The sequence below is a fragment of the Brevibacillus fortis genome, assembly GCF_003013395.1.
Classification (GTDB): Bacteria; Bacillota; Bacilli; order Brevibacillales; family Brevibacillaceae; genus Brevibacillus; species Brevibacillus fortis.
In genome coordinates this window covers 104,319-128,714 of sequence record NZ_PXZM01000014.1, presented here as the reverse complement: position 1 = coordinate 128,714, position 24,396 = coordinate 104,319, and the positions used below count along the sequence as shown (strand labels likewise).

Here is a 24,396-nt window from a genome sequence, read left to right as displayed (position 1 = left end):
TCATGTTGCTCTTCTTTGGACTCGTCATGGCTGTAGTCGTATTGCAGCGGCTAATCGAGCTTCTCGTTGCCATGAGGAATGCCCGCTATATCCGATTAAAAGGGGGCTACGAGGTTGGGGCGAGTCATTACAAATACATCGTTCTTCTTCAGCTTCTCTTTTTTCTCTCGCTTATTTTCGAAGTTCTAGGAAAAGGAAGCAGCATGGTTCTGCCCTCTTGGTGGGCCGTTCCTTTCAGCCTGTTTTTGATCGCGCAAGGACTACGGTACTGGTGTATTCGCAGCTTGGGTAAACGGTGGAATACCCGCATCTTCATACTCCCGGGAGAAGCTCCGATTAAGCGAGGGCCTTATCGGTTCCTTCGTCACCCCAACTACATGGTCGTATCGCTTGAGGTGCTCCTATTACCTCTGACATTTTCCGCTGTAGCAACTGCCCTGACGTTTTCTCTCTTGAATGCCTGGCTGCTCTTGCGCATTCGGATTCCACTGGAAGAAGCAAGCGTCTACGATGGTCATAGCGAGTCATAAAAACGAAAAGTCTTTGGCACATGTACATGCCAAAGACTTTTTATCGAGTAAAAGGTTTATCACATAGCATTCAGCGGGAAAGGAAAAGAAGCTGTTACTCTTTCCCGTGAGGTGGATCTAGTGAATCGTACAACTGCCGTGGAGCCTCAGGAGACGAAGCGTATCATCGTCCGAGACTTTTTCGCTTTGATTGAAACGGTACCGAACAAGGATGACCAGGCTAGTATTCAAACATTTCTCCGTTATTTGCAGAGTCTGCTGAGAATCAAGCAAGTCGTTCCTCCTGTTGTGGAAATCATGACCGTCATCAAACAAAACAAACCACTTCTCTACCACGCGGCACGCAGAGTTACTCTACCTTCAAGCAATCTGCACATGCTATTTCAGCTAGAAATGGATATTATGCTTGCCCACGAAAGGCTCCGTCAGTACGACAAATGATTCGAGTAGGCCTGTGCCTTACCCTTTCAAGTTTTCTGGATTCAGACATTCAAGCTCTGGAATGACAAAACGACCATCTTTGCGAATCAGGACGTCATCAAACCAGATCTCCCCTCCGCCCCAATCCGGACGCTGGATGGAAACCATGTCCCAGTGTACGGACGACTTGTTGCCATTGTATGCTTCGTCATAGCATTGACCAGGGGTGAAGTGGAAGCTTCCATCAATTTTTTCGTCAAACAAGATATCTTTCATCGGGTTGCGTATGTAAGGGTTCACACCGATGGCGAACTCTCCAATGAAGCGAGCTCCCTCGTCCGTATCCAAAATTTGATTCAGACGTTCGGTATCGTTCGCTGTTGCTTCCACAATTTTACCGTCTTTGAAGGTCAGGCGAACATTTTCGAAAGTGAAGCCGTGGTATGGTGTTGGAGCATTATGAGTGATCACGCCATTTACGGAATCCTTCACAGGTGCTGTATACACTTCTCCATCTGGAATATTCCGCAAGCCAGCACATTTCACAGCAGGAATGTCCTTGATCGAGAAGATGAGATCCGTTTCAGGTCCTACCAATCGCACCTTATCTGTGCGATTCATCAAGTCAACCAGACTGTCCATTGCTTTGTCCATCTTCGCGTAATCCAGGTTACATACTTGGAAATAAAAATCTTCAAACGCTGCTGTAGACATGTTCGCAAGCTGTGCCATGGAAGGATTCGGGTAGCGAAGAACAACCCACTTCGTTTTAGGAACGCGTACGTTCATCACTGGCAGCTCATATAGACGAGAATAGATGCTCAGCTTGTCACTTGGAACATCGGCCATCTCATTGATGTTGTTCGCTGCACGAATCCCGATATAACCTTGCATTTTCTCCATGAGCTCGACTTCATGCTGAGCCATGATCGTCAACTGCTCTTCATTGCAATTCATTGCGATTTCTCGGCTTACGGCGGGATCAATCAATTGAACATAAGGACTGCCGCCTGCTTTGTAAATCTCACGCACGAGGGCTTGCACCAAATCCGGTGTATCCCCTTTCGCGTTGATCAAAATGTTTTCCCCTGGCTGTACTCGTACAGAATAGTTAACCAGATTGTACGCTAATTGATCTAATCGTGAGTCTCTCATTCGTGGCACACCCTTTTTAAATTTTCTGATTCCTCTTGTATTTTTACTGATACAATCTACTAAGTCAATAAAAAAATTTTTATCAAGGGAACAAAAAGCGACCAGCCTCCATGCATCCAGGCTGGCCTTGCTCTTTTCATGTGTTTTACATCATCTGTTCCTTGTCCTCAATGGTTCCCATCTTGTACATGTCACTGACCAACTCCTGCGTCGTAGCCAGACCAGCCGTATATTCGTCTGCTTCTTGATAATAGACGGCTCCGCCCGTATCCTCCGTACCCAACTCTCTCGCCTTGGATCGAGCCTGACCCTTATCCTGATCTGCCATTTTCGCCCCTCCTTCCTTTTGGTTTCTATCCGCTATAGTTTGTACGAGAATCTCCAGATTTAGCCGAAAAAAAGACGCCTTGCCCAATCAAGGGACAAAGCGCCTTTATCATTCATGCTTATTTTTCGTTATCGGATTCTGGAGCGATCGTTGCCCAGCCAGCTGCTGGTGCACTCACAGCAGTTACGCCACCAGTTGTAACAAATTGATCTACGCCTGGCATCATAGCCCAGCCAGATACGTTAGAGATTACTGGAACATATTGACCACTCACCCATACAAACTCATCTTTACCTGGCATGATGACCCAGCCACCTTGTTGAGTCAAACCTTGAATTGGGGTAACTGTTTGTGGAGTCGCAGGTTTTACTTCAGGTTTAGTTGTTGGTGCAGTTGTTGTGGTTTCAGTTGCTGGTTTTTCTTCTGTAGTTGCAGGCTTTTCTTCTGTAGTTGCAGGCTTTTCTTCTGTAGTTGCTGGTTTTTCTTCAGTTGCAGTTGTTTTTGCTTCTGTTGCAGTAGTCGTTTCAGTAGCTTTTACTGCCTCTTCAGCAAATGCAGCTTGTGTAAACAGCGCTGCTCCTAAGATACAAGAACTCATGATCAGTGTGCTTTTCTTTTTCATATGTGTACACTCCCATTCCCGCGGTACACACTTTTGTCTTACACGAATGTCCCCAAACCCGAACTTGAAGGTATGCTATATGCACTGCTGCATTTTCCGGAGAAAATACGTAAACTGCTCTAATTCGTCGTCAGTCAGATTCTCCAGCAGCTTTCCTACTAGTGCTCTCCTGTGGCACAAAAGTCCTTCCAGAGTCGGAATCGCTTGTTGTGACAAAGTGACCCACACGACACGTCGATCCTGTTCATCTCGAACCCGGTCAATAAAACCTGCCTTGACCAACCGATTGAGTGCGATTGTGGTGGCACTATTGGATAACTTCAAAATAGTCGCCAGCTCAGAAACTGTGCTTCGTCCTTTTTGATGCAGCACACGCAACAAGATAAACTGCTTCGGACTGATTGACTCTTCCTCTAGCCAATTGTTAATAAAGAAACGAGCAATCTCGACAAATACTCGATCCAGTTCCTCAAGTTTACTGGCACGGGACATATTGCTCACAACATCACCTATTTTCGGAAAATTAATAATATAAGTACTTTTACTATAAAACTATATAGCCTAAGTACCGGAAGATCAAGAGGACTCCCGAAATTATTTCTTTTCACGAAAGATATGTATGAGCCAGACAAAGTGTTTACCACTTAATATTTTTAGTGTAAAACTTATTTCAAGAACATCTTAACTCAAACAGGAAAAACTGACAATAGGTAAGCTTGCAAAATAATGTTACGACTTTTTTCATCTTCACCTTGAACCCAATTATTTCCTTGAATCATCTTTCGTATCTATTCGTAAAGCATGTATAATGGGAAGACAGCCTTATTCACAGAAGGCTTTTGACTCAGGCATATTTGCCACAGAAACTACATACATAGGAGAATTTCAATGGAACAAACCAACCCTACACCAAAATGGAAAGCGGAATTGCTCGATTGGTTAAAATCGTTTGTCTTGATTGGCGGATTGACTGCCTTTATCTACGTATTCGTCATGGCTCCCTACGTCGTCCAAGGGCGCTCCATGGAAAGTACGTTGCATGACCGCGAGCGTGTCATCGTCAACAAAGCCATTTACTATCTCAAAGAACCACAGCCTGGCGATATCGTCATTGTTCATCCAGATGCAACTGGCGACAACTGGATTAAACGCGTGGTCGCAGTAGCCGGTGACACCGTTGAAGCTAAAAATGATCAAGTGTATGTCAATGGCCAACCGCTCAGCGAAGAGTATTTGGTCGAAAACAAACTAAAAACTTCTACAGCAGGTGTGACATTAACCGAAGATTTTGATCCTGTGAAAATTCCTGAGGGCAGTGTATTTGTCATGGGGGATAATCGCAACAACAGTATGGACAGCCGCGTCATTGGCCCTGTTCAGCTGGATCATGTAGTAGGACGAGCAGAGGTCGTATACTGGCCGCTGTCCCAGGTTCGCCTCCCTCGTTAACATTTTTCCATGCAACAAAAAGCCGCTCCTTATCGGGGCGGCTCTTTGCGTTTTCGATTACGTTATTTGTGGGCAATTGCCGCTTGAGAAAAATAATCCTCCAAAGTAAGGCCATCTGCCATAATTTCTTTTGCCATTTCCTTCCCAACATAACGCAAATGCCAAGGCTCATACGCATATCCAGTCGTATCTTCCTTACCCTTCAAATAACGAATGACAAACCCGAAGTCTGCACAGTTGGCTGCCAGCCATATTCCTTCAGGCGTCTCACTAAATGACTCTTCCAAGCGTGTACTTGCATCATACCCGGACACATCCATAGCCAAGCCAGTCTGATGCTCGCTCTTTCCAGGGACGGCACTGTAGGCAGCAGCATGTTCAGCACCTTGCGTCCTTACATACGTTTCATACAGCGATCTTTGGGTCTTATACGAGCGGTAGCCAGAAACGGCATACAGTTCAATTCCTTCTGTCTTTGCTTTGGCAAACAGTTCTTCTAATGCTTGTGCGGCTTCTGCTCTCAGCAAACGCTTCTCCACTTTTTCATCAAAAGGAAACGGCACATTCGGCTCTACCAAATCCGGTGGAATATAATCTGCAGGCAATGCCCGCTGTTTATTTACGACAACCGATAGATCTGTTTCATTCGTAACGGTTGGCACTCCATCCACATCTTTTATCGTCTCTGCAAGAGATTCCCGTTGGGGACGTGCTGTTTCCTCGTTTTTTTGCTCAACTGTCGTCGGCTGCGTTCCCTCTCCCGCTGACTGTCCATTCTCAGCAGCTCCATTCGACTCGCTGGATAACAATCCACTTAATGAGGGAGGTTCACATCCACTGAGTAGTGCTACTGATAGTGCTGCGACGATCGCAAGACTGCTGGTGCGATTTTTGTTCATGATCGATCCTCCTGGTTCCTTACAGACACATATGTTCTGCTTTACCTTACCATGGAGTTATACGAAAGAAAAGGTAGATAGGTCACGCTTTTTCGGAGGTATATTCGTCATTTACGTTTTTGATCAGCGCTGGCAACCATTCATCCAGCGACCAGAAAGGGAAGCCCGCGGCCTTAGCCTTGCTGTTATCCATGTAAAAGGACGCTACAAATCCAAATGGTGACGCATCAGAATCATCTGTCGTTTGTTCGATTCGAGCAGGTTTCCCGACTATTTGTACAATCTTCTCCATCAGCTCAGCAAGTGAAACAGTCCCATCCGAGCACGCATTCACAGGTCCTGTGATAGACGTTGTCGCCACCCATGCCAAAAATTGAGCTGCTCCCTGTGCATGAATAAAGCACATCTGGGCAGCGAGATTCGGAATACCAATCGGCCTCTCCTCTTGCACTTGCTGAATGTGAAAGTATAACCGACGTGTGTAATCGTCTTCCGCCAGCACGATTGGAAAGCGAACCGCTACAACAGGGAAAGCATTCTCCTGAAAAAAGACGGCTTCTGCTTGGCGTTTTCCCTCTTGATAGGTCATCTCTTCTCTTGTTTTCGCCTGGATATGATACGTATACGGATCAAATGCTTCTTCCTTTAAGCTTTCCTCTGCATAATCGTAGACGGACAAGGTAGAGGTCAAAACGTACTTACCCACTTTCCCCCGAAAAACCTTGCACGCATCCATGGCATTTTGGGAGGAATAACAGATGTTATCGTACACCACGTCCCACTGCTCTTCCCCTGCAACAGCAAGAGAATGGACGTCATCGCGATCAATCGTAAGCCTTTTGACAGAGGCAGGCAAATCCACTTGGGTAATCCCCCTCGTTGCCACCGTAACGTCTACCCCAGCTTCAACGAGGAGATTCACTAATCGCTTTCCAAAAAATCGCGTTCCGCCGAGTACAAGTACCTTCTTCATTTTTTGCCACATCCTTTTCTTGATCGATCTACTTCTTGTTCGTCAACTCGATGGACCGCTCCGCTTCTTTCCACATGACCGTATAGCCCAGCTTCTCGCCTACTTTTTTAACAGGCAAGTAAGGAATACCCTCTACCATGACGATATCTGACTGGAAGGACGTCACTTTTTGTCCCAGCCCTAACAACAACTTTTCTGCTTGGACATATGCGGCTTTGTCTATCATCACTTTTTGTTCTGCTGTATATGGGTATACATTGCCGTTTACCCGCAAATCAAAAGGGCCTTCCTTTTCTTTTGGCGACTGGATTGGCTGAGCAGCCGTATAGGCAATGGCATCGACCCCGAGTACAGTACCCTCTCGCGTGTTATCCGCTCCGCCGTACATTTTTCCCGTTTCAAAATCGTACACAATCGCTTGGACGTTGCCAATGTTCGTCGGTTCCTCGGTGAAGACGTGGCCTTTTGCCATCAATTGCAGGATGACGTCCTGGTCGATGCCCGCTTCCCATGTCACATTCGGATAGCTGCTAGAAAAAAATCGAGGTGCTCGGATGGCATCTTGAATCTCCATTCCATGATCGATCACATTGAGAATCGTCTGCGATACAGAAGCGATAATCGTGGACCCACCTGGTGAGCCAATTGCCAAAAAAGGCTTCCCGTCTTTAAGTACCATGGTTGGCGTCATGCTCGAACGTGGGCGCTTGCCGGGCTCGACCTGATTGACACCGCCAGGAATCGCATCAAAATCTGTCAGCTCATTATTGAGCATGAAGCCGTAACCCGGAACCATCACACCACTGCCAAATATATCTTCGATCGTGGTCGTATACGAAACGATATTCCCCCATTTGTCCATGACAGAGAAGTGCGTCGTCTGCTTGACTGGGGTTTGATCACTCAACTTTATGGACACCTCGGGCTTTTTGCCAGGGTCGTACTTCCAAGGGTCTCCTGCCCCTGCATTGGCATTCGCGGTTTCTTCACGAATGAGCTGACGCCGTTCCTTGATGTATTCGTCTGCAATCAGCCCCTTCTTCGGTACTGGATACACGTCCTCGTCCGCCATAAACGCCGCCCGATCTGCGTAGGCGAGGTGGTTGGCTTCGATCAGATGATGCAAATAGGCTACCGACCCGATTCCGTCCTTTTTGTTATCGTAGCCTTCCATCAGCTTCAAAATCTGAATGAGTGTCAAGCCGCCAGAGCTGGGTGGTGCCATTGAAATCACTTCATATCCACGATACATGCCCCAAACCGGTTCACGCTCTTTTACTTGATACGACTGCAAATCATCAAGTGTCATGGAACCACCCGTTCTTTGCACTTCCTCGACGAGGGCCTTGCCAATTTCCCCTTCATACAAGGCATCTGAGCCTTTATCGCGAATGATCTTCAACGTTTTCGCCAATTGGGGCTGAACCAGCATCTCACCTTCTTTGAGTGGAACTCCGTTTGGTGCAAACACCTGTGCAGCAGTCCCGTGCTTTTTCAGCTTTTCACTGGAATTAGCAATAAATTGAGCAGACACCCAGTTGACGCGAACGCCTTTTTCCGCCAATTCAATCGACGGTTCTATCACTTTTCCCAAGTCCCATGTCCCATACGATTCCAACGCTTGCTCTACGCCCAGCAATGTACCTGGGACACCTACGGCCTGACCACTGGTATGTCTCTCCTCAAACGGGATCGGCTTACCATCTGCCTGCAAAAACATATCAGGAGTAACCTTGGCAGGCGCCATTTCCCGACTATCTATCACCGTCACCTTGTTTTGATCCTTCACATAAATCATCATGAAGCCACCGCCGCCGATACCGGACATATACGGTTCTGCCACATTCAGAGCAAATTGGATCCCAGCCGCAGCGTCAATCGCATTGCCGCCCTTTGCCAAGATATCTCTGCCGACTTGGGCCGCTGCTGGATGAGAGACCGCGACAATCCCCTTTGTAGCTCCTTGCACACCTGCAGGCACTCCTGGGACTTTCGCCAGAGCAAAATGAGGAAACGAAAGCACAGAAACAATCGAGAGGGTAACCAACATCCCTTTTTTCATGCGATCCCTCCTATTCCATTTCATTACTTCTATTTATTATTATAATTTTCAGCATTTTTCAAGGTCAACCCACATTCACAGTTAACTAGGCAAACTTTTCTCTACAGAAAAAAACACTCTTCTGCAGCAAGACTTGTCGTCTTCACAGAAGAGTGTATCGATTATTGCTTATGGCATGATGACCAAGTTGCTCACTACGCGGCGTTCTTTTCCGCCTGAAGGCTTGTTCAACAGCTTGCCATTGTAATAAAACGCACTGGAGCCTCCGCCGTCGAGGTTATACGCATCCACGACATGCCACTCTTGCAGCTTTTTTTGCGCTTCCTCCAGCGTAACACCATTACTCCAGCCATCTCGTCTTCCATCAATGACAATCAGCAGCAAATCGCCGTTGTCGAAATGGCCGATCAACGTTCGCGGTTGACGTGCATTGGCCCATTCACGAGGAATAGGAAGTCGCTTTCCGTCCTGCAAGAGACGCGGCAAGAAGCTCGCTCCCTGCAATATCCCTTGTTGCGTAATTTGTGCCTGCGTCTTGATACTTGTTCCCACCAGATGACCTTTGTTGTTAAAACCGACAAAGCTCAGCTTCGCATTATTAGAAAAGGTTCGAATCTTGCCGTCAACAACCGTAATGCCAAGTGGAGTCAAATTGCCCTGCTTGTCCGCCATAAAGCCGCCTGCATTGATCGCAAGAATGGCTCCTGTACGCTTACCGGCTTGACTCGTCGTTTCACCCTTACTTTTAACGGAGTTATTCGCCAGCACCATTTTCAACGCATTCGGATCATTAAGGCGAACTTTTGCCATATAACCGCGGTATCCGCCTTCTTGCAGGGAATAGACCTTCACTGTAGAGTTTTTCCCGAAGTGCTGACCGATCGGCTTGCCAAGCATATTGGACAAGATTGTGTCCAATACATCCGCAGATTTTTGCGTCTGGGATTTGCTCGCTTCCAGTGCGCTGCTGATGTTCTTGTTTTGCTGCTCGTATTCTTTCTGTTCCTTTTTCGAGCGATCCTGGATGTCTTCGATGACGACTTCTACGTTTCGAAGCTGCACCTTGGTGTCGTTGAGCCGTTCCCTCAGCTCATCTGCTTGGCTCTTCGCTACAGCAGAAGGAAGCTTCAGCCCTTCTGTCTGGAGCTTGTCCACTGGACTTACCAGCGAAAAAGCGACCAAAAAACCGAGTGCAGGTGCCAACAGAAAGAGAAAGAAACGGTTTATCTTACCAAGCACGGGCTGCATCCTCCAATTTTTTCAGAGATGCTTTCAAATCAACCAGCTGTTTGTTCAACTGGTCAACCCGATCCTGTAGGGCTTCTTTGGTCTTGTTTGTTCCACCAATGGTTTCACCAGTCAATGCCAGATCTTCTTCTAGATTTCCCAGACCCTTCTGGACATTTTGCATTTCTTCTTGCACCAGAGCCAATTGCTCTCCCAATGCCTTCATCTGCTTTTGATTATCTTCTTGAACTTGATCAATTCGTTGGTTTACCAATTGTTGCTGCTTGTCCAACGTATAAACAGCAAAGGCATAGCCAGCATAGGCAAGTCCTACCCAGACCAGAACGGCCAAAACGATAGGTAGTAAAGGGCGCTTACCTTCTGTCTGGGAGGGAATCAATGCCTGGAACAGGATGCCTCTTCTGCGTCTTCCTTTCTGCTTCCCGTTTGCCGGGAGTGGCAGTGTGGGTGACGAAGTCGATGACGCTCCCATGTATTTGTCGTCCATCGGCTCCCTCCTCCTTTCTGTGATAGAGAATGAGGTTTCATTATAACATAGAAAGTTTTTGAAGTAGCATTTTGCTGAATAATGGAAAAACAAGTCGAAAAAAGAAAATACCGCCATTTTTTTGGCGGTACCTCTCTTTATTTTCGGAGTTGAAATTCGTTTTGCAGCTGATTGTACAGTCTTTGCAAAAACAGGATTGGATCTTCCTTGTTGGTCTGTTCGTCAAAAAGCTCTAATTTTTTGCGCATGATGCTGGCGATTTGATTCCCGAGTTCATATTTTTTCGCTTGGGATAGAGAAGCTAATCTGCTGACGAAGGAGGACAGCAACTGCCAATCCTCTCGGGTAATCGCCTGTTTTTGACGCTCATCAAGCACGAGTAGCGCATGATTCAAATCAAAGCCGTTTAGCTGATTGTCTTTCTTTTTCTGAAAAAGAGTCGATCGCTGTCCTGACTCCACCACGACAATTGTACCCGCTACCAAATCGCCAATTCGCTTATCCCGTGGGTGAAAAAAGCAGACAAGCGCCCCGAGAAAATAACCAGATGGCATCGCGTCAATGATGCGGAACAGATTCCGAATCGTAGAGGAAACAAACGTCGCAGGCTGTCCGTTATCACGGATGACCCGGATTCCCACCAGCCTTTTGCCAACAGTCTGTCCGCCCCAGAATGCTTCCAATAACCAAAAGTAGCCAAAGTTCACCACGAAGATAATCAAGAGGACGATGGCTAACGCGTAATTTCCAGGATCCTGGAAAAACCCTTCTTCATTTCCAAATAAAACTATACCAAACAAAATAAATACAGTAAGATTAACCAGGAGCAAGATTGCGAAGTCAATCAGCATGGCAGTGGCACGGCTACCAAGACCTGCTGTCTGAAATCGCAGCATAACATGCTCGGGTGTCACGACAGACGCTTCTCGATTTGACCCACTGACGTATGTCGGTTCATTCATGATGTTTTTCTTCCCCCCCTCGAAACTTTGAGGTTTTTTCGAGTTTTTGAACACGCGCTAATGAAGGAGGCATTATACATGGATATTACCTCGTTTTGGCACAAGCATAAAGCCTCTTGGGCCGAACTGGAACAATTAGTGGAGCGTTTTACCCGACAACCTCGGCACATCAGTGCTGCTGATATTGATCGCCTGACACAACTGTATAAGAAAACGTCTGCTCATTTGGCCTATGTGCGCTCCTACCATCCGGCAGACGAGATCACGCTCTACTTAAACCAACTCGTTTTACGTGCACATAATTTGGCTTACAAGCAGCGAATAGGCAGCTGGCAGCAGCTCAAGCATTTCTTTGGCAGCTACTTGATGGGTCTCGTACATAAGCGAATGAGCTTCATTGCTGTGGCAGCGCTTCTCTTCATCATCGGTGGTATTTCTGGCTTTGCCGCCGTCATGGTCGATCCACTCAACCTGTATTATGTCTTGCCACAAGGGATGGCTGAGCAAATCGATCCATCCAGGCTGGGTGAAGGGCACGAATCTCTCAACAGTCCGGTCATCTCCACGATGATTATGACCAACAACATCAAAGTTGCGATGCTGGCCTTTGTCAGTGGAATTACGTTTGGAATCGTCCCCATCTACCTTCTCTTATTCAACGGCCTTTTGGTTGGAGCTTTGGCAGCCGTCTATTATCAGGCGGATAGCAGCTATGCATTTTGGGCCTACATTTTGCCACACGGCGTGATCGAGCTGACTGCCATCTTCATTGCTGGCGGAGCAGGTCTTCATATGGGGTACCGTCTGCTTGTGCCCGGCCGCTATGCTCGAAAACATCAATTTTTGGAGGCGGCAAAAGAGTCTGCGCATCTGCTGTTGGCTACCATCCCACTCTTGTTCATCGCGGGAATTATCGAGGGCTATATTACTCCTTCGAGTCTCTCCCTCGAAGCCAAGTACATCGTAGCTGTCGGCACGTTGCTTTTGCTGATTGCCTGGTACCTCCTCGGATACAGACCCAATTCTCACAAAGCTTCTCTTGATTTGATATCCAAATAAGTATTGATAACCGTAAGCGTCAATTGATCGGCCGGAACGTCCAGTACCTGGATACCCGCGCCGATCATTTTTTGTTGAAATGCCCTGCGATCAAGCTGGAACCGTTGAGCTACCGCCTTCGTAAACGCCAAGCTGCTGTTGCTCGTGTCAATATGACTCCAGTCATGCAGAAGCGGATCTGCCAAAGAAAGCAGCAAGAGCAAATGCGAACGGCGCATCCGCCACAAATAATTGCTCAACTGATCTTCGACGAGGTAGTTTTCCATATCTGAAAAAAGAACAACCAAGCTCCTTCTCTTCTGCTGGCGATTCAAAAATTCTAGCGCCTTCGCCGGATCAGCCTCTACAAAATCACTCGTCAGGTTGTAGGTTGCCTCCAAAAGAGTGTGCAAGTGGCGCAGACCTCTGCCTGGAGGTATGTACGTCTTGATCTCATGCGAGTAAGCTAATAGCGCTACCTGATCTCCTTGGCGCAATGCTACTGCCGCTAACGTGAGCGCAGACTCCAACGATCTATCCAGTCTCGTTTGATTATCCAGCTCGACTCCCATCAACCTGCCGCAATCGATCAGAATGGTAATCACCTTGCCATGCTCTGGTCGATATTGATTTGTCATCAGACGTCGGGAGCGTGCGGAAGCAGACCAGTTAATCATCCGAGGATCATCATCAGGCACGTAATCGCGGATAGCATGGAATTCCGTACCCGCTTTAGCCCTGCGCATGATTTTTTTCCCGTCGACGATCAAGCTCTCCTGCAACGAGGCCAAATAGCCACGAACGGCCGAAAGATCGGGGTATACCTTGATGGTTTGCTCACATGAAAAGCGACTTTGGCGATACCACAAGCCGAGCTTGCCATGCCAACGCATGTAAAGCCAGCGGAACACGAACTCTCCGCGCTCTTTACCTCTTGTTTCAAAACGTATGTTGGTGAAGGGTTGCTCCATCACACCCGTTACTGGTCCGGCTTCTTCAAATGACAGCGGAAGATCATCCACGATGGAGTACGAAACAGATTGGCCGCTTCTGTTCTCCAGCACAAGCTCGATCGAAAACGATTGTCCGATATCCGTTTGTTCAGGCAAGATTCGCCGGATCGACAAGTCTCGGCGTTTTGGGATGGTAACCCAATCCAAGATGCTAGCGATCAGGAGTAAACCGTTGTACAAAAAGAATGTCGAATAACCAATCTCCAGTAGAAATCCGACGATCGCGATAGGTGTGCCTAGCAAAACCGCCACAAGCAGTCGCTTGGATGGCAAGACAAATCGGTCTGCCAAAAAATCAGCGAGGAACTGGAATAGCCGCCAGCGTCTCTTCGATGATGTGGTCACTGGTACCCCCCTCCAATTCTACCTGCGGTGACAGTATGAGTCGGTGCCGCAATGCAGGTCGGGCCACCATCTTCACGTCATCAGGCGTCACAAACTTGCGATTGTCCAGAAGTGCCCATGCTTTGCTCGCCATCAACACGGCGATTCCGGCACGAGAGCTGGCACCCAGGAGCAATCGTTTCGTTTCGCGTGTATTGCGAATCAATGTCGTAATGTACTCCAAAATAGAATCATCCACAACCACTTCTTCTAATTGGCGTCGCTTCTCCAAAATCGCATCCCATGTAAAGAGCGGCTCTTGATTCCGCTCGTGATTGCGCTTGTTAGGAAGATGCTTGGAGAGGATTTGCTTCTCATTTTCATGGGAAGGATACGACATCGTTAGCTTGAACAAAAAGCGATCGAGCTGCGCCTCCGGCAACACATACGTCCCTTCATACTCCACCGGGTTTTGCGTAGCGACAACGAAAAACGGATCTGGCAAAGGATAGGTGACACCATGAATCGTTACTTGTCCTTCCTCCATTGCCTCCAATAAGGCCGCTTGGGTTTTCGGGGGAGTCCGGTTGATCTCGTCCGCCAGCATTAGGTTTGCAAAAACAGGACCTTTGATTGTCTCAAACTGATTCTGTTGCATATTGAACACCACATGACCAATAATGTCCGATGGCATCATGTCAGGGGTAAACTGAACGCGCTTGCTCACGCCCCCCATCAATTCCGATAAGGTTCGCACCATTTTCGTCTTTCCGATGCCAGGTACACCTTCTAGCAAAACATGTCCGCCGGCAACCAAAGCTGTTAGCAGTAACCGAACATTTTGCCGCTGCCCAACCAGCTCTTTTTCCATTTGTTGTAACAATTGCTCCACGGTAGTTGTCACTCCTTCTCCAAACGCTTCGTAATCTCATCCAACAAGAGGCTGTCTGCAAGCAAACTCTTCGGCGAGTATCGCCCTTCTTTTTTTGCCTGTTCCAGTCGTTCCAGCAGATGAGCGAATTTCTCTACCTCTTGATTTGTCCATCTTGTTTTGGCATATCTCACTATTTCCACACGATCAGCCCGTTGGTGCACTCCCCACCGATCGTACAATAACTGTCGCATATACGCTTCTCGATGTCGCAACGCATCCTGTGCCAGCCCTCTTCGCTCATACCAGCTAGACACGGCGAGCAACGTCTCATCACCACGACGCACCGTCCATTCCCTCAGCGTATAGACCGGTCCGAAACGTTTGCCCCTCCACCACACGTACAGCAAAAGGAGGATGGCAAGTTGAATGCAGGCAGCTATGAGCCAGCCTGGGTAGATCGCCAGAAACCCTGGTTTTTCTTGCAAGCCGTGATGGTATTCGTCTACCCAAAGGACGGACCAATCGCCTTGTACATACGGCCAAATCGCTTCAAAGTGGGACAGTTGATCAATTTTTTGGTTGGTCAACCATTCCGGCACAAGAAAAAACGTGACGCTACCATCTCCCACTTCTGTTCTGCCCCCGAGTATCCCCTGATCGTCGTAGAGCAGTGACTCCATGTCCTCATCTTCCAACAATCTCAATGAGGTCCCGGCTTTGCCCATGAACCTGCCCTGAACGAGAGGTCCCTGAATGTTTCGTTCCTGATTTTCTTTGTCCCGGATGAACTCCGTATAAAAAGGGAGGTCTTCCCACTCCGGTCTCGAGTCAAAGAGAATCAGGTCATTGCCTTCACTGACCCAATCGAGAATGTCTATCTGTTCCTCTGGCATCAGTCTTTCCGGCTCTACAACGAGCATGGCCTGCCCTGTGGCTGTTGGTAAAAAACGCATAGGCTGCCGCCATTCCTTGACCTGCTTGCCTTTTTCCTCCAGCAGCACGAGCACAGCCTTGATTCCGCTCGGCTGTGCGGACGAAGCCAAGTACGGTGGGAGAGGCTCAGCTGTAGGCTTCACGATCAGCCAGCCCACGATGACGAGCAACAAAGTAGCCACAATAATTCCGACACGATAGGTGCGCAAACTATCCATGCTGTCCCTCCTCGCGCCAGATGCCTTCCAGTTCGTTTACACGCTGCCAAAACGACACTTCATCAACTAGTGCCTGCCCGTACCAAGCAGCGTCGAATTCTCGTGCAAAGCGGCCGAACACCTCACGTAAGCTCGGCTGATTTGCCTCAATTTCTTCTGCGTATTCCCAGTTCGTTTTCCATTTCTCCACACGAACCCATGACTTCATTTGCAAATAAACCAACAACGCCAAAAACAATGAGCGTTCTCCTTCCCGCCATTCTCCTCGCGCTGCTTTTTCTTTCGCTTCACGCAGATAGTCTGCATGAGAACGTATTTTTTCACCGTCCATAAACAGCGGTCGATGCTTCTTCTGTTCCCAAATCATTCTGCGGAACAACCAGTAAATGATGCCGACCAGTCCCAGTACCGCCATTATGAGCACCAGTGTTGATACGGTATTAGCCGCACCAGACGGAATATTGGTCCACTGAAAAAGATCGGCGATCATCTCGATCACAAACTCCATCGCTCTTTGAATCCAGTTCTCTCCACTTCCTTGGGGTACATTGAACTCGTCTCTGGCTAGAATCTCTTGCAAATGCTCCTTGTCATCTACCCAAGGACTCGTGCTAATCATGTGTAACTCCCGGCTCTTGTGCAGGAGTAGGAGTTGCTGGTTGTACGGGTTCAGTTGTAGCAAGCTGACGGCTCACTAGCTCTTGTAGATCTGTTCCATCTTTTCTCACGCGCAAATCAAAATAAGCCAAAGCGTAAACAATGGACATCCAAGGAGTTAGGAGGCAGGTAAGTGCAACCAGAATGATTTGCGCGAGGATAGACGTACCTAAGACGCCAGTAAGTACTAATTGAATGCCGCTTGAGAACATCGAGTAGATCACACTGAGAACAACAAAAATACCGAATAAACGCCAAAAGTTTCCTTTTGTCAAATTCCAGCTCTGGCCGATTCCGACACCATCGCGTTCGAACAGAACGAGCGGCATATAAAAACCCCAACGAATTAAGAAAAAGCCCGGTACGAGCATCATCCCAGCAATTAAGAATAAATAGCCAAATAAAACTAAAACGATCATAAGCACAATGCTGCCTTCATCTGACGGATCAAACATGGTTTCTAATGTCATTCCACCGGCGAAGGCGATCATAAAGAAAATGAATCCATATACGATGACAAATGCTGTCGACACTGCAAACGCGATTACTCCATATAGGAAAGTACTGCCCGCGAGCGGCCAAAATCGACGAAGCGCCCCCTTAAGGGCATCCTTTAAACTCAAGGTCTCTCCCTCGAGAGCAGCCTTTGTCAGTAAAATCGAACCGGAAATCATTTGTGGATACGCGATGATCAAAAGGATTGGTGCGACAAGGAATAGAAATATGAGCAACATAGGCAGGCTTTGTGTCATAAATTCTTCTTGTCCGGCAAATCTTGCGCCTAACGATTCTGCAAAGTCCATACCTTCTGTATCTTGTGCGAGCAAAGGGACCCTGGTAAGATCAACCAGGAGCAATTGCTGCAGGAGTAATAATGGACCGAACCAAATTAATGCCATCAAAAAGAATGCTCCAAAATACTTGCGATACACAGAAAAGCTCTTGTCCAACAGCTTCCCCACTCCCATGGGGGCAATCGGCGTACGATTCATGAGAAACCTCCATCTTTCTTTTTGAGATTACTTGATAAGTATACACGATTTTCCTGTTTTTTTAAAAAAATCATCTAATTTTGCTAATGTTTTCCTGCCTGATTTTGTCAAATCAGGTGTTAGTCCGTTAGTCCAATGCCGTCGCCCCCCTGCTGAATATGATATTGCATGTATAGTAAGGCAAGATGAGGGGAGTCTGTGCGTAGTAGATTCCCCCATTTCGTGCAAAACGCATGTGGGACAAGCCCTTTTTGATACCATTGTTCAGTCGGGCTTGTCCACTCTAGCAGGACATCATTGCATACCTCTTTCGACCCGAAGGTATAAGTAATCGCCCACTTCTCCAATCTCTCAGAGAAGTGAGCTGCTAGCATTCGCTTTTTGGTGTTACCTACCCCTATTATTCCATACGTCTAGCACATCTCTTGCGACTCGATCCCATGTAAATCTTTGTTCGGCAACCTGGCGTCCACTTCTCCCCATTTGACGTTGGAGATCACGGCTGGACAATAGTTGTTTCAGCTGTACAGCAAACGCTAGAGGGTCCTCCGGCTGCTCGACCAACAGTCCATTGCCTCCGATGATCACCTCAGCATTTCCTCCCCGCTTTGTCGTGACAAAGGGGAGACCGGCAGCCATCGCTTCATAATGGACACGTGCCAACGGCTCCTCCCATTGCGATGGGCAGACAAAAACGTCACCCGCCCAGAACCAGTGGTGAATCTGGTCTGCCGGAACAAATCCCGTTGTAATAACCGGAACAGGCGAACGATTCGCTAATGATCGTACATATGCTGCATAATCACTGATTTTATTTTCTCCGTACCAGGACCCTCCAACTAAGACAAGAGCGATGTTGGAATGGTAGGAGCGGAGTTCATTCATCGCACGAACCAGGATGTCGGCCCCTTTTTTCGGCGTCAGTCTTCCTACAAACAAGATCACTTGTTTGTTGCCAAGATTGTGCGTCGCCCGCAGTTCCTGACGAATCTTTTGCGCCGTTCTGGATCCTTCCACCGGAACGAATGTATCCAAGTTCACACCTGAATAAATCGTACGAAGCTTATTTGCGGCTTCGGGATGCAAGGAGGCAATCACCCTGCCGACATAATCACTGATGGTAATGATGCTTTCTGTTTCAGCAGCGGCTATAGCAGCTTCTGCCCGCCCTATTTTTACCGGATCAAACATATCATTGTGCATACTTAAGATGATACGTGCGTTCGGGCATACCTCACGAATGATGGGAACCATCCGCGGTCGGTTAAAAACATGGATGACATCATAAGTGTTCGCACTCAGAAACGCGGCTACTTCACGTGCATAGATCTCGAAAACACCTTGACCATCTACCCGCACATAACGCGCATTGCGAATTTTTTCATCCTTTGGTAGCGTGGGATCCGACGTTCCCAGGATCGTCAGCTCATGATGCCTCCCTAGAATATCTGCAATCCCTGCAATATAAGTCTGAATCGCTCCACCTCGTATAGGAGGGACTGGCAATTTTTCTGTACAGACCATGATAACTCTCATACGGATTCTCCTTTCCCGTTCCGACTTCTTAACTCAGTTGCCTCTCGACTTCTTTGATTTTTGACGCTGCTTCTTCATCTGATTATTGATAAATTTACGGCTTGGTTTCGCCGACTTGGCAACCTTATTGCTCTTGTTGGAAGTGACGGTCCGGGACTGCGGTTTAGATGTCCACACAGTTCTTTTTTTGTTTTTTCCTGCTTGACTCCCGGGTTTTGCTTGTGGTGATTTTGCCTTTACATTGATAGAGATCCGTACTTTACTTTGAGGTGTGCTTGGCTTTTTGCTGCTGCTTTTTGAGACAGCAGAGCTCATGCCCTTGCTTTTGTTTCGACGAACGAGTTTTCGTGCTTCACTTGTTTCGAATGGCGCTGATGGCGTAAAAGGAACATCTCTCGAAAATGTGATCGGAGCTTTGCTCATGGTGCTGCTTTGTTCTACTTCTACCCCTCCCTGCTGGCTTTCTTCTGGAATAACAGACGTTTGCTCGGAAGAGTTGGCTACCTGGTCGCTTGCAGGCTCCTTGACTTGGGACTCTATGTCGTTGGATCCTTTCACCTTAGATACCTTGATCCTGGACACTTTGCCTTTCGGCTCCTCGACCAAAGCCTCCGTTGTTGGCGTGGATACCGCAACAGGTCTGATGCCCTTGATACCTGATGCCACCCTTTGCGGTTCAACCTCTTCCGTTATTTGGTCATAGTTGCCCGGATTGTATTTGCTGATGTCTTTCGCGAGCTCTGCCAATGCTGCATCTTTCGTTTTATCCCCCGTCAAAACTCGTTGCAGGATACCTTCTGCTTCCGTTGACAAAAAGATTGCGGGATCATAAAACATCTCTTTGAGGTGCTTATAAAATTCGTTTGGCACTGCCATGTCATTTAAGAGCACTTCAAACGATTCGCGATCCAGCGGATTTGCCTTATGATAGGCTTCGATCATGCCTCGCATCCAGGTAACATCCCAGACGCCCATATCATCCATCGTACTGGTGATGAGCTTGCGCAAATCCCGAAACGGCAAATCGTACGACACACCATCCAGGTCGATGACCCAAAGCCCTCCGGGACCATTTTGACCATTTGACCAGCCGTAATCTTGGTGCACCAATCCCCAGTGCGCCTCTCCCATTTTGATCATTTTCGGATAGGAAGATGCCTTTAGTTTTTCTAAGGCTGCCCATGCTTGCTGTTCATAGTGATCGACTACGGCCAGAATGGATTTACTTGTCGGGGCATCACTGTACGCTTTTGCTATTTCCCGCATCCATCCAATTTTTTTGGCAATCTTTTGATAATGATTGGGCCAACGATATAAGCGAGAGGAGTTTTTGGCTCCAGCGGGCGGAGCATAGCCTTTTGAATGACGATGGAATTCACCAAGGCCGTAGCAAAGCTCTTGCGCGCCTACCAAATCTACTTTTGTTGCCGGTTGCAAGGCAATCCAATCGGTAACAATCCAGAGTTTCCCGCCTTTTTCCACATAAAGATTGCCATTTCGGGCAGGAATCAGCGCTGGTACCCTAGCCCCTTGTTTGACGACGTATTCTTGGAAAGCCACACTATAGAGACTTCGTTCAGGCGTACGGTGCAGTACCTTCAGGCTGCGCGGACCTTTATTTGTCTCGATGCGCCAAATAGCCCCGCCTTTGTCTGGCTTGGAGGTAATGAGCGTACGACTATTCACCGACATGTCGTACTCTTTGATCACTTGTTCTGCGATCGCATCTACTTCCGGTGGCACTGTCATATCCCAGTTAGCCGGCGTTTCCACATTCCCTTCTCGGGTATCCCATGGCTTAATCACATATTGTTCCATTCCATTCCCCCCACACTACTGTGGTGTTGCCTTCGTCCTTCTCCATAAGCTATTCGTTCTGTTCTTATCTCGAACCGGACAAATATCACTGGGAGTCTGCCAATTCGTTATTCGCACAGGGATAAAGTCTCGCAAAAAAAACAACTTGACCCCTCGCATGGTAGCGACAGTCAAGCTGTTCATGTCAAATCATCAGCAATTCGCGTATTTCTTGCTCGGTTAAAGAAGAGATTGCCTCTTGCCCCGGTGTTATGATTTCCTCGATCAAATTTTTCTTTTTTTGTTGCAGCTCGTACATCTTCTCTTCGACAGTCCCCTCTGCAACAAGCCTGATCACTTGGACGACTTTCTTTTGTCCGATACGATGGGCACGATCAGCCGCCTGTTGTTCCACGGCGGGATTCCACCACAGATCATACAAGATGACGGTATCCGCACCTGTCACATTCAATCCTGTTCCCCCAGCTTTCAATGACATGAGAAACAAATCCCGCTCTCCCTCGTTAAATCGGTTGCACAAATCTAGTCGCTCTGCCACTGGTGTCTGACCATCCAGATAGAAAAACGGGACTCCGTGATACCCCAGCTCGCGTCCGATCATCCCTAGCATCTCCGTAAATTGAGAAAAGAGCAAAACGCGCTTCCCGGCGTTTTTGCATTCCCCGATGATCTCTAATAGCTGCTCGAGCTTGGCTGACCCTCCATCATACTCTTTGACGAACAGCGCTGGGTGACAACATATCTGGCGCAATCTCGTCAAGCCTGCGAGAATTTTGATCCGATTTTTTTGAAAACCTTTATTGTACAGGTGCTTCACTGTTTCCTGTTGGAGCTGTGCCAAATAGGCGACATACAGCTTTTTCTGCTCTGGCAACAGCCTTGCGCTTTGCAGTGTTTCAATTTTGGCCGGCAATTCCTTCAGTACCTCAGTCTTGAGTCTGCGCAATAAAAATGGACGCGTCCGCTTCGCAATCGTATCTCGGGGCAAGTCGAGGAATTCCTTTCGTGCAGGAAATAGCTCTGGAAAAACAACATCGTAGATGGACCACAGCTCCTCTACCCTGTTTTCCACAGGTGTTCCTGTAAGAGCAAAGCGATGCTTGGCCTTTATTCGTTTTACTATCTGGGCTGTTTGGGTGACATAGTTTTTGAAGGTCTGTGCTTCATCCAAGATCAAGGTGTGGAAGGAATGCTCCTCGAACTGGGCATGATCACGACGCAAGAGCGGATACGAAGTAATGAGCACATCGATTTGTGACAGCTCGTTTACGATTTGGTTCCGCTCTTCCTTCGTGCCATCCACAATTACACTACGGATATTTGGCGCGAACTTTTTGATTTCATTTTGCCAATTGTATAAAAGAGAGGCAGGCGCCACGATAATCGCTGGCAGCTTTTGTTCTCGGATTTCGGGCAAAACAGAAAGAAGAAAGGTGATACTTTGCAATGTTTTCCCCAATCCCATATCGTCTGCGAGAATTCCCCCAAAGCCGTAGTATGCCAGTGTTTTCATCCATTGATAGCCAAACTTCTGGTAATCTCGGAGTGTCCCCTGCAAAGATTCGGGTACTGGAAAGTCCAGATTATCAGGGTTACGCATATTCTCCAAAAACTGGCGCAACGATTTGCCTAGCTGAACAGACTGTCCCTGCATGGGAATGTCAAGCAAGCGCAGCCCGCGAAAAGCAGGCAATTGAAAACCATTCCCCATTTGATCAGCATATTGCATGCCCATCTCATCTAGGAAGCGATTGATTTGCTCAAATTCTTTTGTCTCAAGCGGCAGAAGAGCTCCATTCGACAGCCGATGATATCTACGCTTTTCTTCGACTGATTGGATGACACTTCGGATCTCGGACTCGGGTATCCCATCCATATCAAAGCGAAAATCCAGCCAATTTGTTCGCTCGTCAACATCCACTTTTACTTTTGGTGGCAGGTGGAGAGGCTGAATCCTGATTTTTACGGAAGTCGTCGCGTATACTTTCACCAGCTTTTCCAGCTTAGGGACGACGTGATAAAGGAAGTCATACTCCGCTTCCTCATCATCTAGAAAATACCCTCCTTCCGTTCGAGTAAAGGCACTTTCCTCCATCAGATCTAAAATCTGCTGCTCCTTTTCCCCGTCGCGCATCAAAATCAGCTCACTGCCACGTTGCCCTCCTCCTTCATAGCCTTCCAGAGGGTTGATGACGATATCGCCGTATTGAAACTCAAGTCCCGCCAGCAACCGGTCTCTTACCCTATCCAAGTACAACTTGGCCTTTAACTGGAATTGCACGACTCGATCGGAGACAGCCTTCGCAATTTGCACCTTCCCCAGTTTCATCAAGGCGGGGACAACCTGCACCATGAATGGCTCGATTTTTTCAGCGGGAATGTGAATCCGCTCACTGCTATGCGATTCTAATAAGTGCTTGAGCTCTGCCAAACTTTGGCATTGTTCCTTCGGCAGTCTGTGCCATTTGCCATCTACGAGCAACAGTCCGTAAGCTTCCAATACAGTGATGTGCTTGAAGCCTTGCACTTCCAGCTGATATTGATCTTTTTTTGTCTGGTCAAATTCGAAATGGAGCGGCGGCGGCTCATCGATACAGACAAACGTTGGATACATTTGGTCATGATGCTGAATGTGAACAGACGATGCGGTAAGTAGCAAAGCAAATAATCGTTCCCAGGTAAATGGTGGAACAAGAAGGATCCGTTCCCCACCCACATGCTTCTGTTCCTGATAATGGTAGCTTGCTGTCTCTCGATATATTTTTTCCGTACGGTAAATTTGCAGAAGTTCGCGGAGGATGGCTTCATGCTCTGGCAAAAAGCGATGCAAATTCGGATCATAGGTAAATTGGCTGGAGAAACGATAAACTTGCTGCTTATCTAGTCGATCTAAAAATGCGCGAATGTCCTTTACGATGTACAACCGCTTTGGCCCTAGCTTTAGCTCTATTCCGATCATGGTTTTGCGAAAGCCGTACGGTACGATTTTACAAATGATTTCCAAGGCAAGCGTTGTTCGTGAATCTAGCAACACGCGATTATGGCTTGTCCGAATCGGCCTGTCCACGAACAACCCGAACAGTCCCTCTGTTAGTTGAGAATCAGCCTGTCTTGCCATGCCTGCTTGTCTCGTTGTAAGGGAAGGGGAATAGCTGCCAGGCTGGTCGTCTACTTGCAAATCGCGCATGGTCAACAACGAGGCCGCGATATGCTGGCAGTAGTGATCGTACGACGCTAAAGTAGGACAACTGCACACTGCTGCCATACCAGACTCGTCCAGTTCAATCGTGACCTGATAATTATTTTTTCCTGCGTTCACTGTCGTTTTGATCCAAGCAGGCTCCTGTTGAAAATGCTCCACAAGCACGTTCCCAGAACGGTAAAAAGTCTTTCCTCTTTCATAAGAAAGGTGACCGCACCATTCTTTTATCGTTTGATGACTCACTTGAAAGCTCATTTTCTGTTCCATCCTCATTATGAAATATGTTTAATATTACAGAATGCAACAGAAAAAAGATACGCATGTACGCGTATCTTTTTTCAACAAATACAAACGATTAGTCGTCGTCATCTTCGTCTTCGTCTTCATCTTCGTCATCAGATTCTTCGTCTTCGTCTTCGTCATCGGATTCTTCATCATCGGATTCTTCATCTTCATCTTCATCATCTTCTTGATTACTGCCGAAGTACAATTTTTTCGTGGTACCATCTTCGTATTCGATTTTTACTTCCAATTCTTCTGCACCTTCACCGATAGCATCACGTAATTGCTCCAACCATTCTTCCATGTTAACTACACCTCCTGGCTAAAGTTGATTACTTGGTAGACATTTGCCAACAGTTTTCTGTCGACTTTGA

General features: G+C 47.5%; 23 protein-coding genes. 4 read left to right on the top strand and 19 right to left on the bottom strand.

All coding sequences use genetic code 11. The annotated features are described in order from the left end of the window. Positions 1–2: 2 nt before the first annotated feature. Positions 3–530: an isoprenylcysteine carboxyl methyltransferase family protein gene (locus tag C7R93_RS10890; protein WP_106838821.1), complete on the top strand. Its 528-nt coding sequence runs from the start codon at positions 3–5 to the stop codon at positions 528–530. Between the two features lie 120 nt (positions 531–650). Next, complete coding sequence (locus C7R93_RS10885; RefSeq protein WP_106838820.1) at positions 651–971, top strand: hypothetical protein; 321 nt, start codon at positions 651–653, stop codon at positions 969–971. An 18-nt stretch (positions 972–989) separates the two neighbouring features. Here the strand turns inward: C7R93_RS10885 and C7R93_RS10880 are convergent, their stop codons facing one another. The 4 genes from C7R93_RS10880 to C7R93_RS10865 form a co-directional block, all read right to left on the bottom strand. After that, entirely contained in the window at positions 990–2,105 is a 1,116-nt protein-coding gene (locus tag C7R93_RS10880) for an aminopeptidase (protein WP_106838819.1), read from the bottom strand. A gap of 145 nt (positions 2,106–2,250) precedes the next feature. Continuing rightward, entirely contained in the window at positions 2,251–2,433 is a 183-nt protein-coding gene (locus C7R93_RS10875) for a DUF4025 domain-containing protein (protein WP_106838818.1), read from the bottom strand. 118 nt (positions 2,434–2,551) lie between these two features. Then, the gene (locus tag C7R93_RS10870) at positions 2,552–3,055 is read right to left on the bottom strand and encodes a hypothetical protein (protein ID WP_106838817.1); all 504 of its coding nucleotides are present in this window, start codon (positions 3,053–3,055) and stop codon (positions 2,552–2,554) included. 75 nt (positions 3,056–3,130) lie between these two features. Further along, a complete protein-coding gene (locus C7R93_RS10865; protein WP_039961380.1) occupies positions 3,131–3,556 on the bottom strand; it encodes a MarR family winged helix-turn-helix transcriptional regulator in 426 nt (141 codons plus the stop codon). A gap of 387 nt (positions 3,557–3,943) precedes the next feature. Between C7R93_RS10865 and lepB the strand changes: the two genes are divergently transcribed. Further along, entirely contained in the window at positions 3,944–4,504 is a 561-nt protein-coding gene (gene lepB, locus C7R93_RS10860) for a signal peptidase I (RefSeq protein ID WP_106838816.1), read from the top strand. A gap of 62 nt (positions 4,505–4,566) precedes the next feature. Here lepB and C7R93_RS10855 read toward each other — a convergent pair whose 3' ends face one another. The 6 genes from C7R93_RS10855 to C7R93_RS10830 form a co-directional block, all read right to left on the bottom strand. Continuing rightward, positions 4,567–5,403, bottom strand: a complete 837-nt coding sequence (locus C7R93_RS10855) for a M15 family metallopeptidase (RefSeq protein WP_106838815.1) — start codon at positions 5,401–5,403, stop codon at positions 4,567–4,569. Between the two features lie 82 nt (positions 5,404–5,485). After that, a complete protein-coding gene (locus tag C7R93_RS10850; protein WP_106838814.1) occupies positions 5,486–6,376 on the bottom strand; it encodes an NAD-dependent epimerase/dehydratase family protein in 891 nt (296 codons plus the stop codon). Between the two features lie 28 nt (positions 6,377–6,404). Beyond that, positions 6,405–8,438, bottom strand: a complete 2,034-nt coding sequence (gene ggt / locus C7R93_RS10845) for a gamma-glutamyltransferase (protein WP_106838813.1) — start codon at positions 8,436–8,438, stop codon at positions 6,405–6,407. Positions 8,439–8,606: 168 nt separating this feature from the next. Then, positions 8,607–9,686 (bottom strand): phosphodiester glycosidase family protein, encoded by a 1,080-nt coding sequence (locus tag C7R93_RS10840; protein ID WP_106838812.1) that lies wholly within the window; start codon positions 9,684–9,686, stop codon positions 8,607–8,609. Then, on the bottom strand, positions 9,667–10,173 hold the full coding sequence (locus tag C7R93_RS10835) for a coiled-coil domain-containing protein (RefSeq protein ID WP_106838811.1): 507 nt from the start codon (positions 10,171–10,173) through the stop codon (positions 9,667–9,669). The genes C7R93_RS10840 and C7R93_RS10835 overlap by 20 nt, the downstream gene beginning before the upstream one ends. Positions 10,174–10,310: 137 nt before the next feature. Further along, positions 10,311–11,135, bottom strand: a complete 825-nt coding sequence (locus C7R93_RS10830) for an RDD family protein (RefSeq protein ID WP_106838810.1) — start codon at positions 11,133–11,135, stop codon at positions 10,311–10,313. 78 nt (positions 11,136–11,213) lie between these two features. On the opposite strand from C7R93_RS10830, the gene C7R93_RS10825 reads away from it, so the two are divergent. Beyond that, positions 11,214–12,194: a stage II sporulation protein M gene (locus C7R93_RS10825; RefSeq protein WP_106838809.1), complete on the top strand. Its 981-nt coding sequence runs from the start codon at positions 11,214–11,216 to the stop codon at positions 12,192–12,194. On the opposite strand, the gene C7R93_RS10820 is transcribed toward C7R93_RS10825, so the two are convergent. The 9 genes from C7R93_RS10820 to C7R93_RS30020 all read right to left on the bottom strand — a co-directional run bounded on the left by C7R93_RS10820 (position 12,161) and on the right by C7R93_RS30020 (position 24,326). Further along, complete coding sequence (locus C7R93_RS10820) at positions 12,161–13,531, bottom strand: DUF58 domain-containing protein (protein ID WP_106838808.1); 1,371 nt, start codon at positions 13,529–13,531, stop codon at positions 12,161–12,163. The two genes, C7R93_RS10825 and C7R93_RS10820, sit on opposite strands and share 34 nt — an antisense overlap. Then, complete coding sequence (locus C7R93_RS10815) at positions 13,482–14,402, bottom strand: AAA family ATPase (RefSeq protein WP_106838807.1); 921 nt, start codon at positions 14,400–14,402, stop codon at positions 13,482–13,484. The genes C7R93_RS10820 and C7R93_RS10815 overlap by 50 nt, the downstream gene beginning before the upstream one ends. A gap of 8 nt (positions 14,403–14,410) precedes the next feature. Further along, a complete protein-coding gene (locus tag C7R93_RS10810) occupies positions 14,411–15,535 on the bottom strand; it encodes a DUF4350 domain-containing protein (protein WP_106838806.1) in 1,125 nt (374 codons plus the stop codon). After that, positions 15,528–16,154 (bottom strand): DUF4129 domain-containing protein, encoded by a 627-nt coding sequence (locus C7R93_RS10805; protein ID WP_106838805.1) that lies wholly within the window; start codon positions 16,152–16,154, stop codon positions 15,528–15,530. Before C7R93_RS10805 ends, C7R93_RS10810 begins: the two co-directional genes overlap by 8 nt. Further along, positions 16,147–17,184: a DUF7847 domain-containing protein gene (locus C7R93_RS10800; protein WP_106838804.1), complete on the bottom strand. Its 1,038-nt coding sequence runs from the start codon at positions 17,182–17,184 to the stop codon at positions 16,147–16,149. The genes C7R93_RS10805 and C7R93_RS10800 overlap by 8 nt, the downstream gene beginning before the upstream one ends. Before the next feature lie 387 nt (positions 17,185–17,571). Then, positions 17,572–18,720, bottom strand: coding sequence for a glycosyltransferase family 4 protein (locus C7R93_RS10790; protein ID WP_106838802.1), 1,149 nt, complete (start codon positions 18,718–18,720; stop codon positions 17,572–17,574). Between the two features lie 33 nt (positions 18,721–18,753). Beyond that, complete coding sequence (locus C7R93_RS10785; RefSeq protein WP_106838801.1) at positions 18,754–20,538, bottom strand: CotS family spore coat protein; 1,785 nt, start codon at positions 20,536–20,538, stop codon at positions 18,754–18,756. A gap of 184 nt (positions 20,539–20,722) precedes the next feature. After that, a complete protein-coding gene (locus C7R93_RS10780; RefSeq protein ID WP_106838800.1) occupies positions 20,723–23,995 on the bottom strand; it encodes a DEAD/DEAH box helicase in 3,273 nt (1,090 codons plus the stop codon). A gap of 100 nt (positions 23,996–24,095) precedes the next feature. Beyond that, complete coding sequence (locus C7R93_RS30020) at positions 24,096–24,326, bottom strand: DNA primase (protein WP_158264016.1); 231 nt, start codon at positions 24,324–24,326, stop codon at positions 24,096–24,098. Between the last annotated feature and the right edge of the window lie 70 nt (positions 24,327–24,396).

Coding starts and splice junctions, on each gene's coding strand:
- C7R93_RS10840 (WP_106838812.1), bottom strand. CDS start 9,686: ATGCAGCCCGTGCTTGGTAAGATAAACCGTTTCTTTCTCTTTCTGTTG.
- C7R93_RS10850 (WP_106838814.1), bottom strand. CDS start 6,376: ATGAAGAAGGTACTTGTACTCGGCGGAACGCGATTTTTTGGAAAGCGA.
- C7R93_RS10825 (WP_106838809.1), top strand. CDS start 11,214: ATGGATATTACCTCGTTTTGGCACAAGCATAAAGCCTCTTGGGCCGAA.
- C7R93_RS30020 (WP_158264016.1), bottom strand. CDS start 24,326: ATGGAAGAATGGTTGGAGCAATTACGTGATGCTATCGGTGAAGGTGCA.
- C7R93_RS10875 (WP_106838818.1), bottom strand. CDS start 2,433: ATGGCAGATCAGGATAAGGGTCAGGCTCGATCCAAGGCGAGAGAGTTG.
- C7R93_RS10800 (WP_106838804.1), bottom strand. CDS start 17,184: ATGAATCGTACGCCGATTGCCCCCATGGGAGTGGGGAAGCTGTTGGAC.
- C7R93_RS10790 (WP_106838802.1), bottom strand. CDS start 18,720: ATGAGAGTTATCATGGTCTGTACAGAAAAATTGCCAGTCCCTCCTATA.
- C7R93_RS10835 (WP_106838811.1), bottom strand. CDS start 10,173: ATGGACGACAAATACATGGGAGCGTCATCGACTTCGTCACCCACACTG.
- C7R93_RS10780 (WP_106838800.1), bottom strand. CDS start 23,995: ATGAGCTTTCAAGTGAGTCATCAAACGATAAAAGAATGGTGCGGTCAC.
- ggt (WP_106838813.1), bottom strand. CDS start 8,438: ATGAAAAAAGGGATGTTGGTTACCCTCTCGATTGTTTCTGTGCTTTCG.
- C7R93_RS10785 (WP_106838801.1), bottom strand. CDS start 20,538: ATGGAACAATATGTGATTAAGCCATGGGATACCCGAGAAGGGAATGTG.
- C7R93_RS10810 (WP_106838806.1), bottom strand. CDS start 15,535: ATGGATAGTTTGCGCACCTATCGTGTCGGAATTATTGTGGCTACTTTG.
- C7R93_RS10870 (WP_106838817.1), bottom strand. CDS start 3,055: ATGAAAAAGAAAAGCACACTGATCATGAGTTCTTGTATCTTAGGAGCA.
- C7R93_RS10805 (WP_106838805.1), bottom strand. CDS start 16,154: ATGATTAGCACGAGTCCTTGGGTAGATGACAAGGAGCATTTGCAAGAG.
- C7R93_RS10830 (WP_106838810.1), bottom strand. CDS start 11,135: ATGAATGAACCGACATACGTCAGTGGGTCAAATCGAGAAGCGTCTGTC.
- lepB (WP_106838816.1), top strand. CDS start 3,944: ATGGAACAAACCAACCCTACACCAAAATGGAAAGCGGAATTGCTCGAT.
- C7R93_RS10890 (WP_106838821.1), top strand. CDS start 3: ATGTTGCTCTTCTTTGGACTCGTCATGGCTGTAGTCGTATTGCAGCGG.
- C7R93_RS10855 (WP_106838815.1), bottom strand. CDS start 5,403: ATGAACAAAAATCGCACCAGCAGTCTTGCGATCGTCGCAGCACTATCA.
- C7R93_RS10880 (WP_106838819.1), bottom strand. CDS start 2,105: ATGAGAGACTCACGATTAGATCAATTAGCGTACAATCTGGTTAACTAT.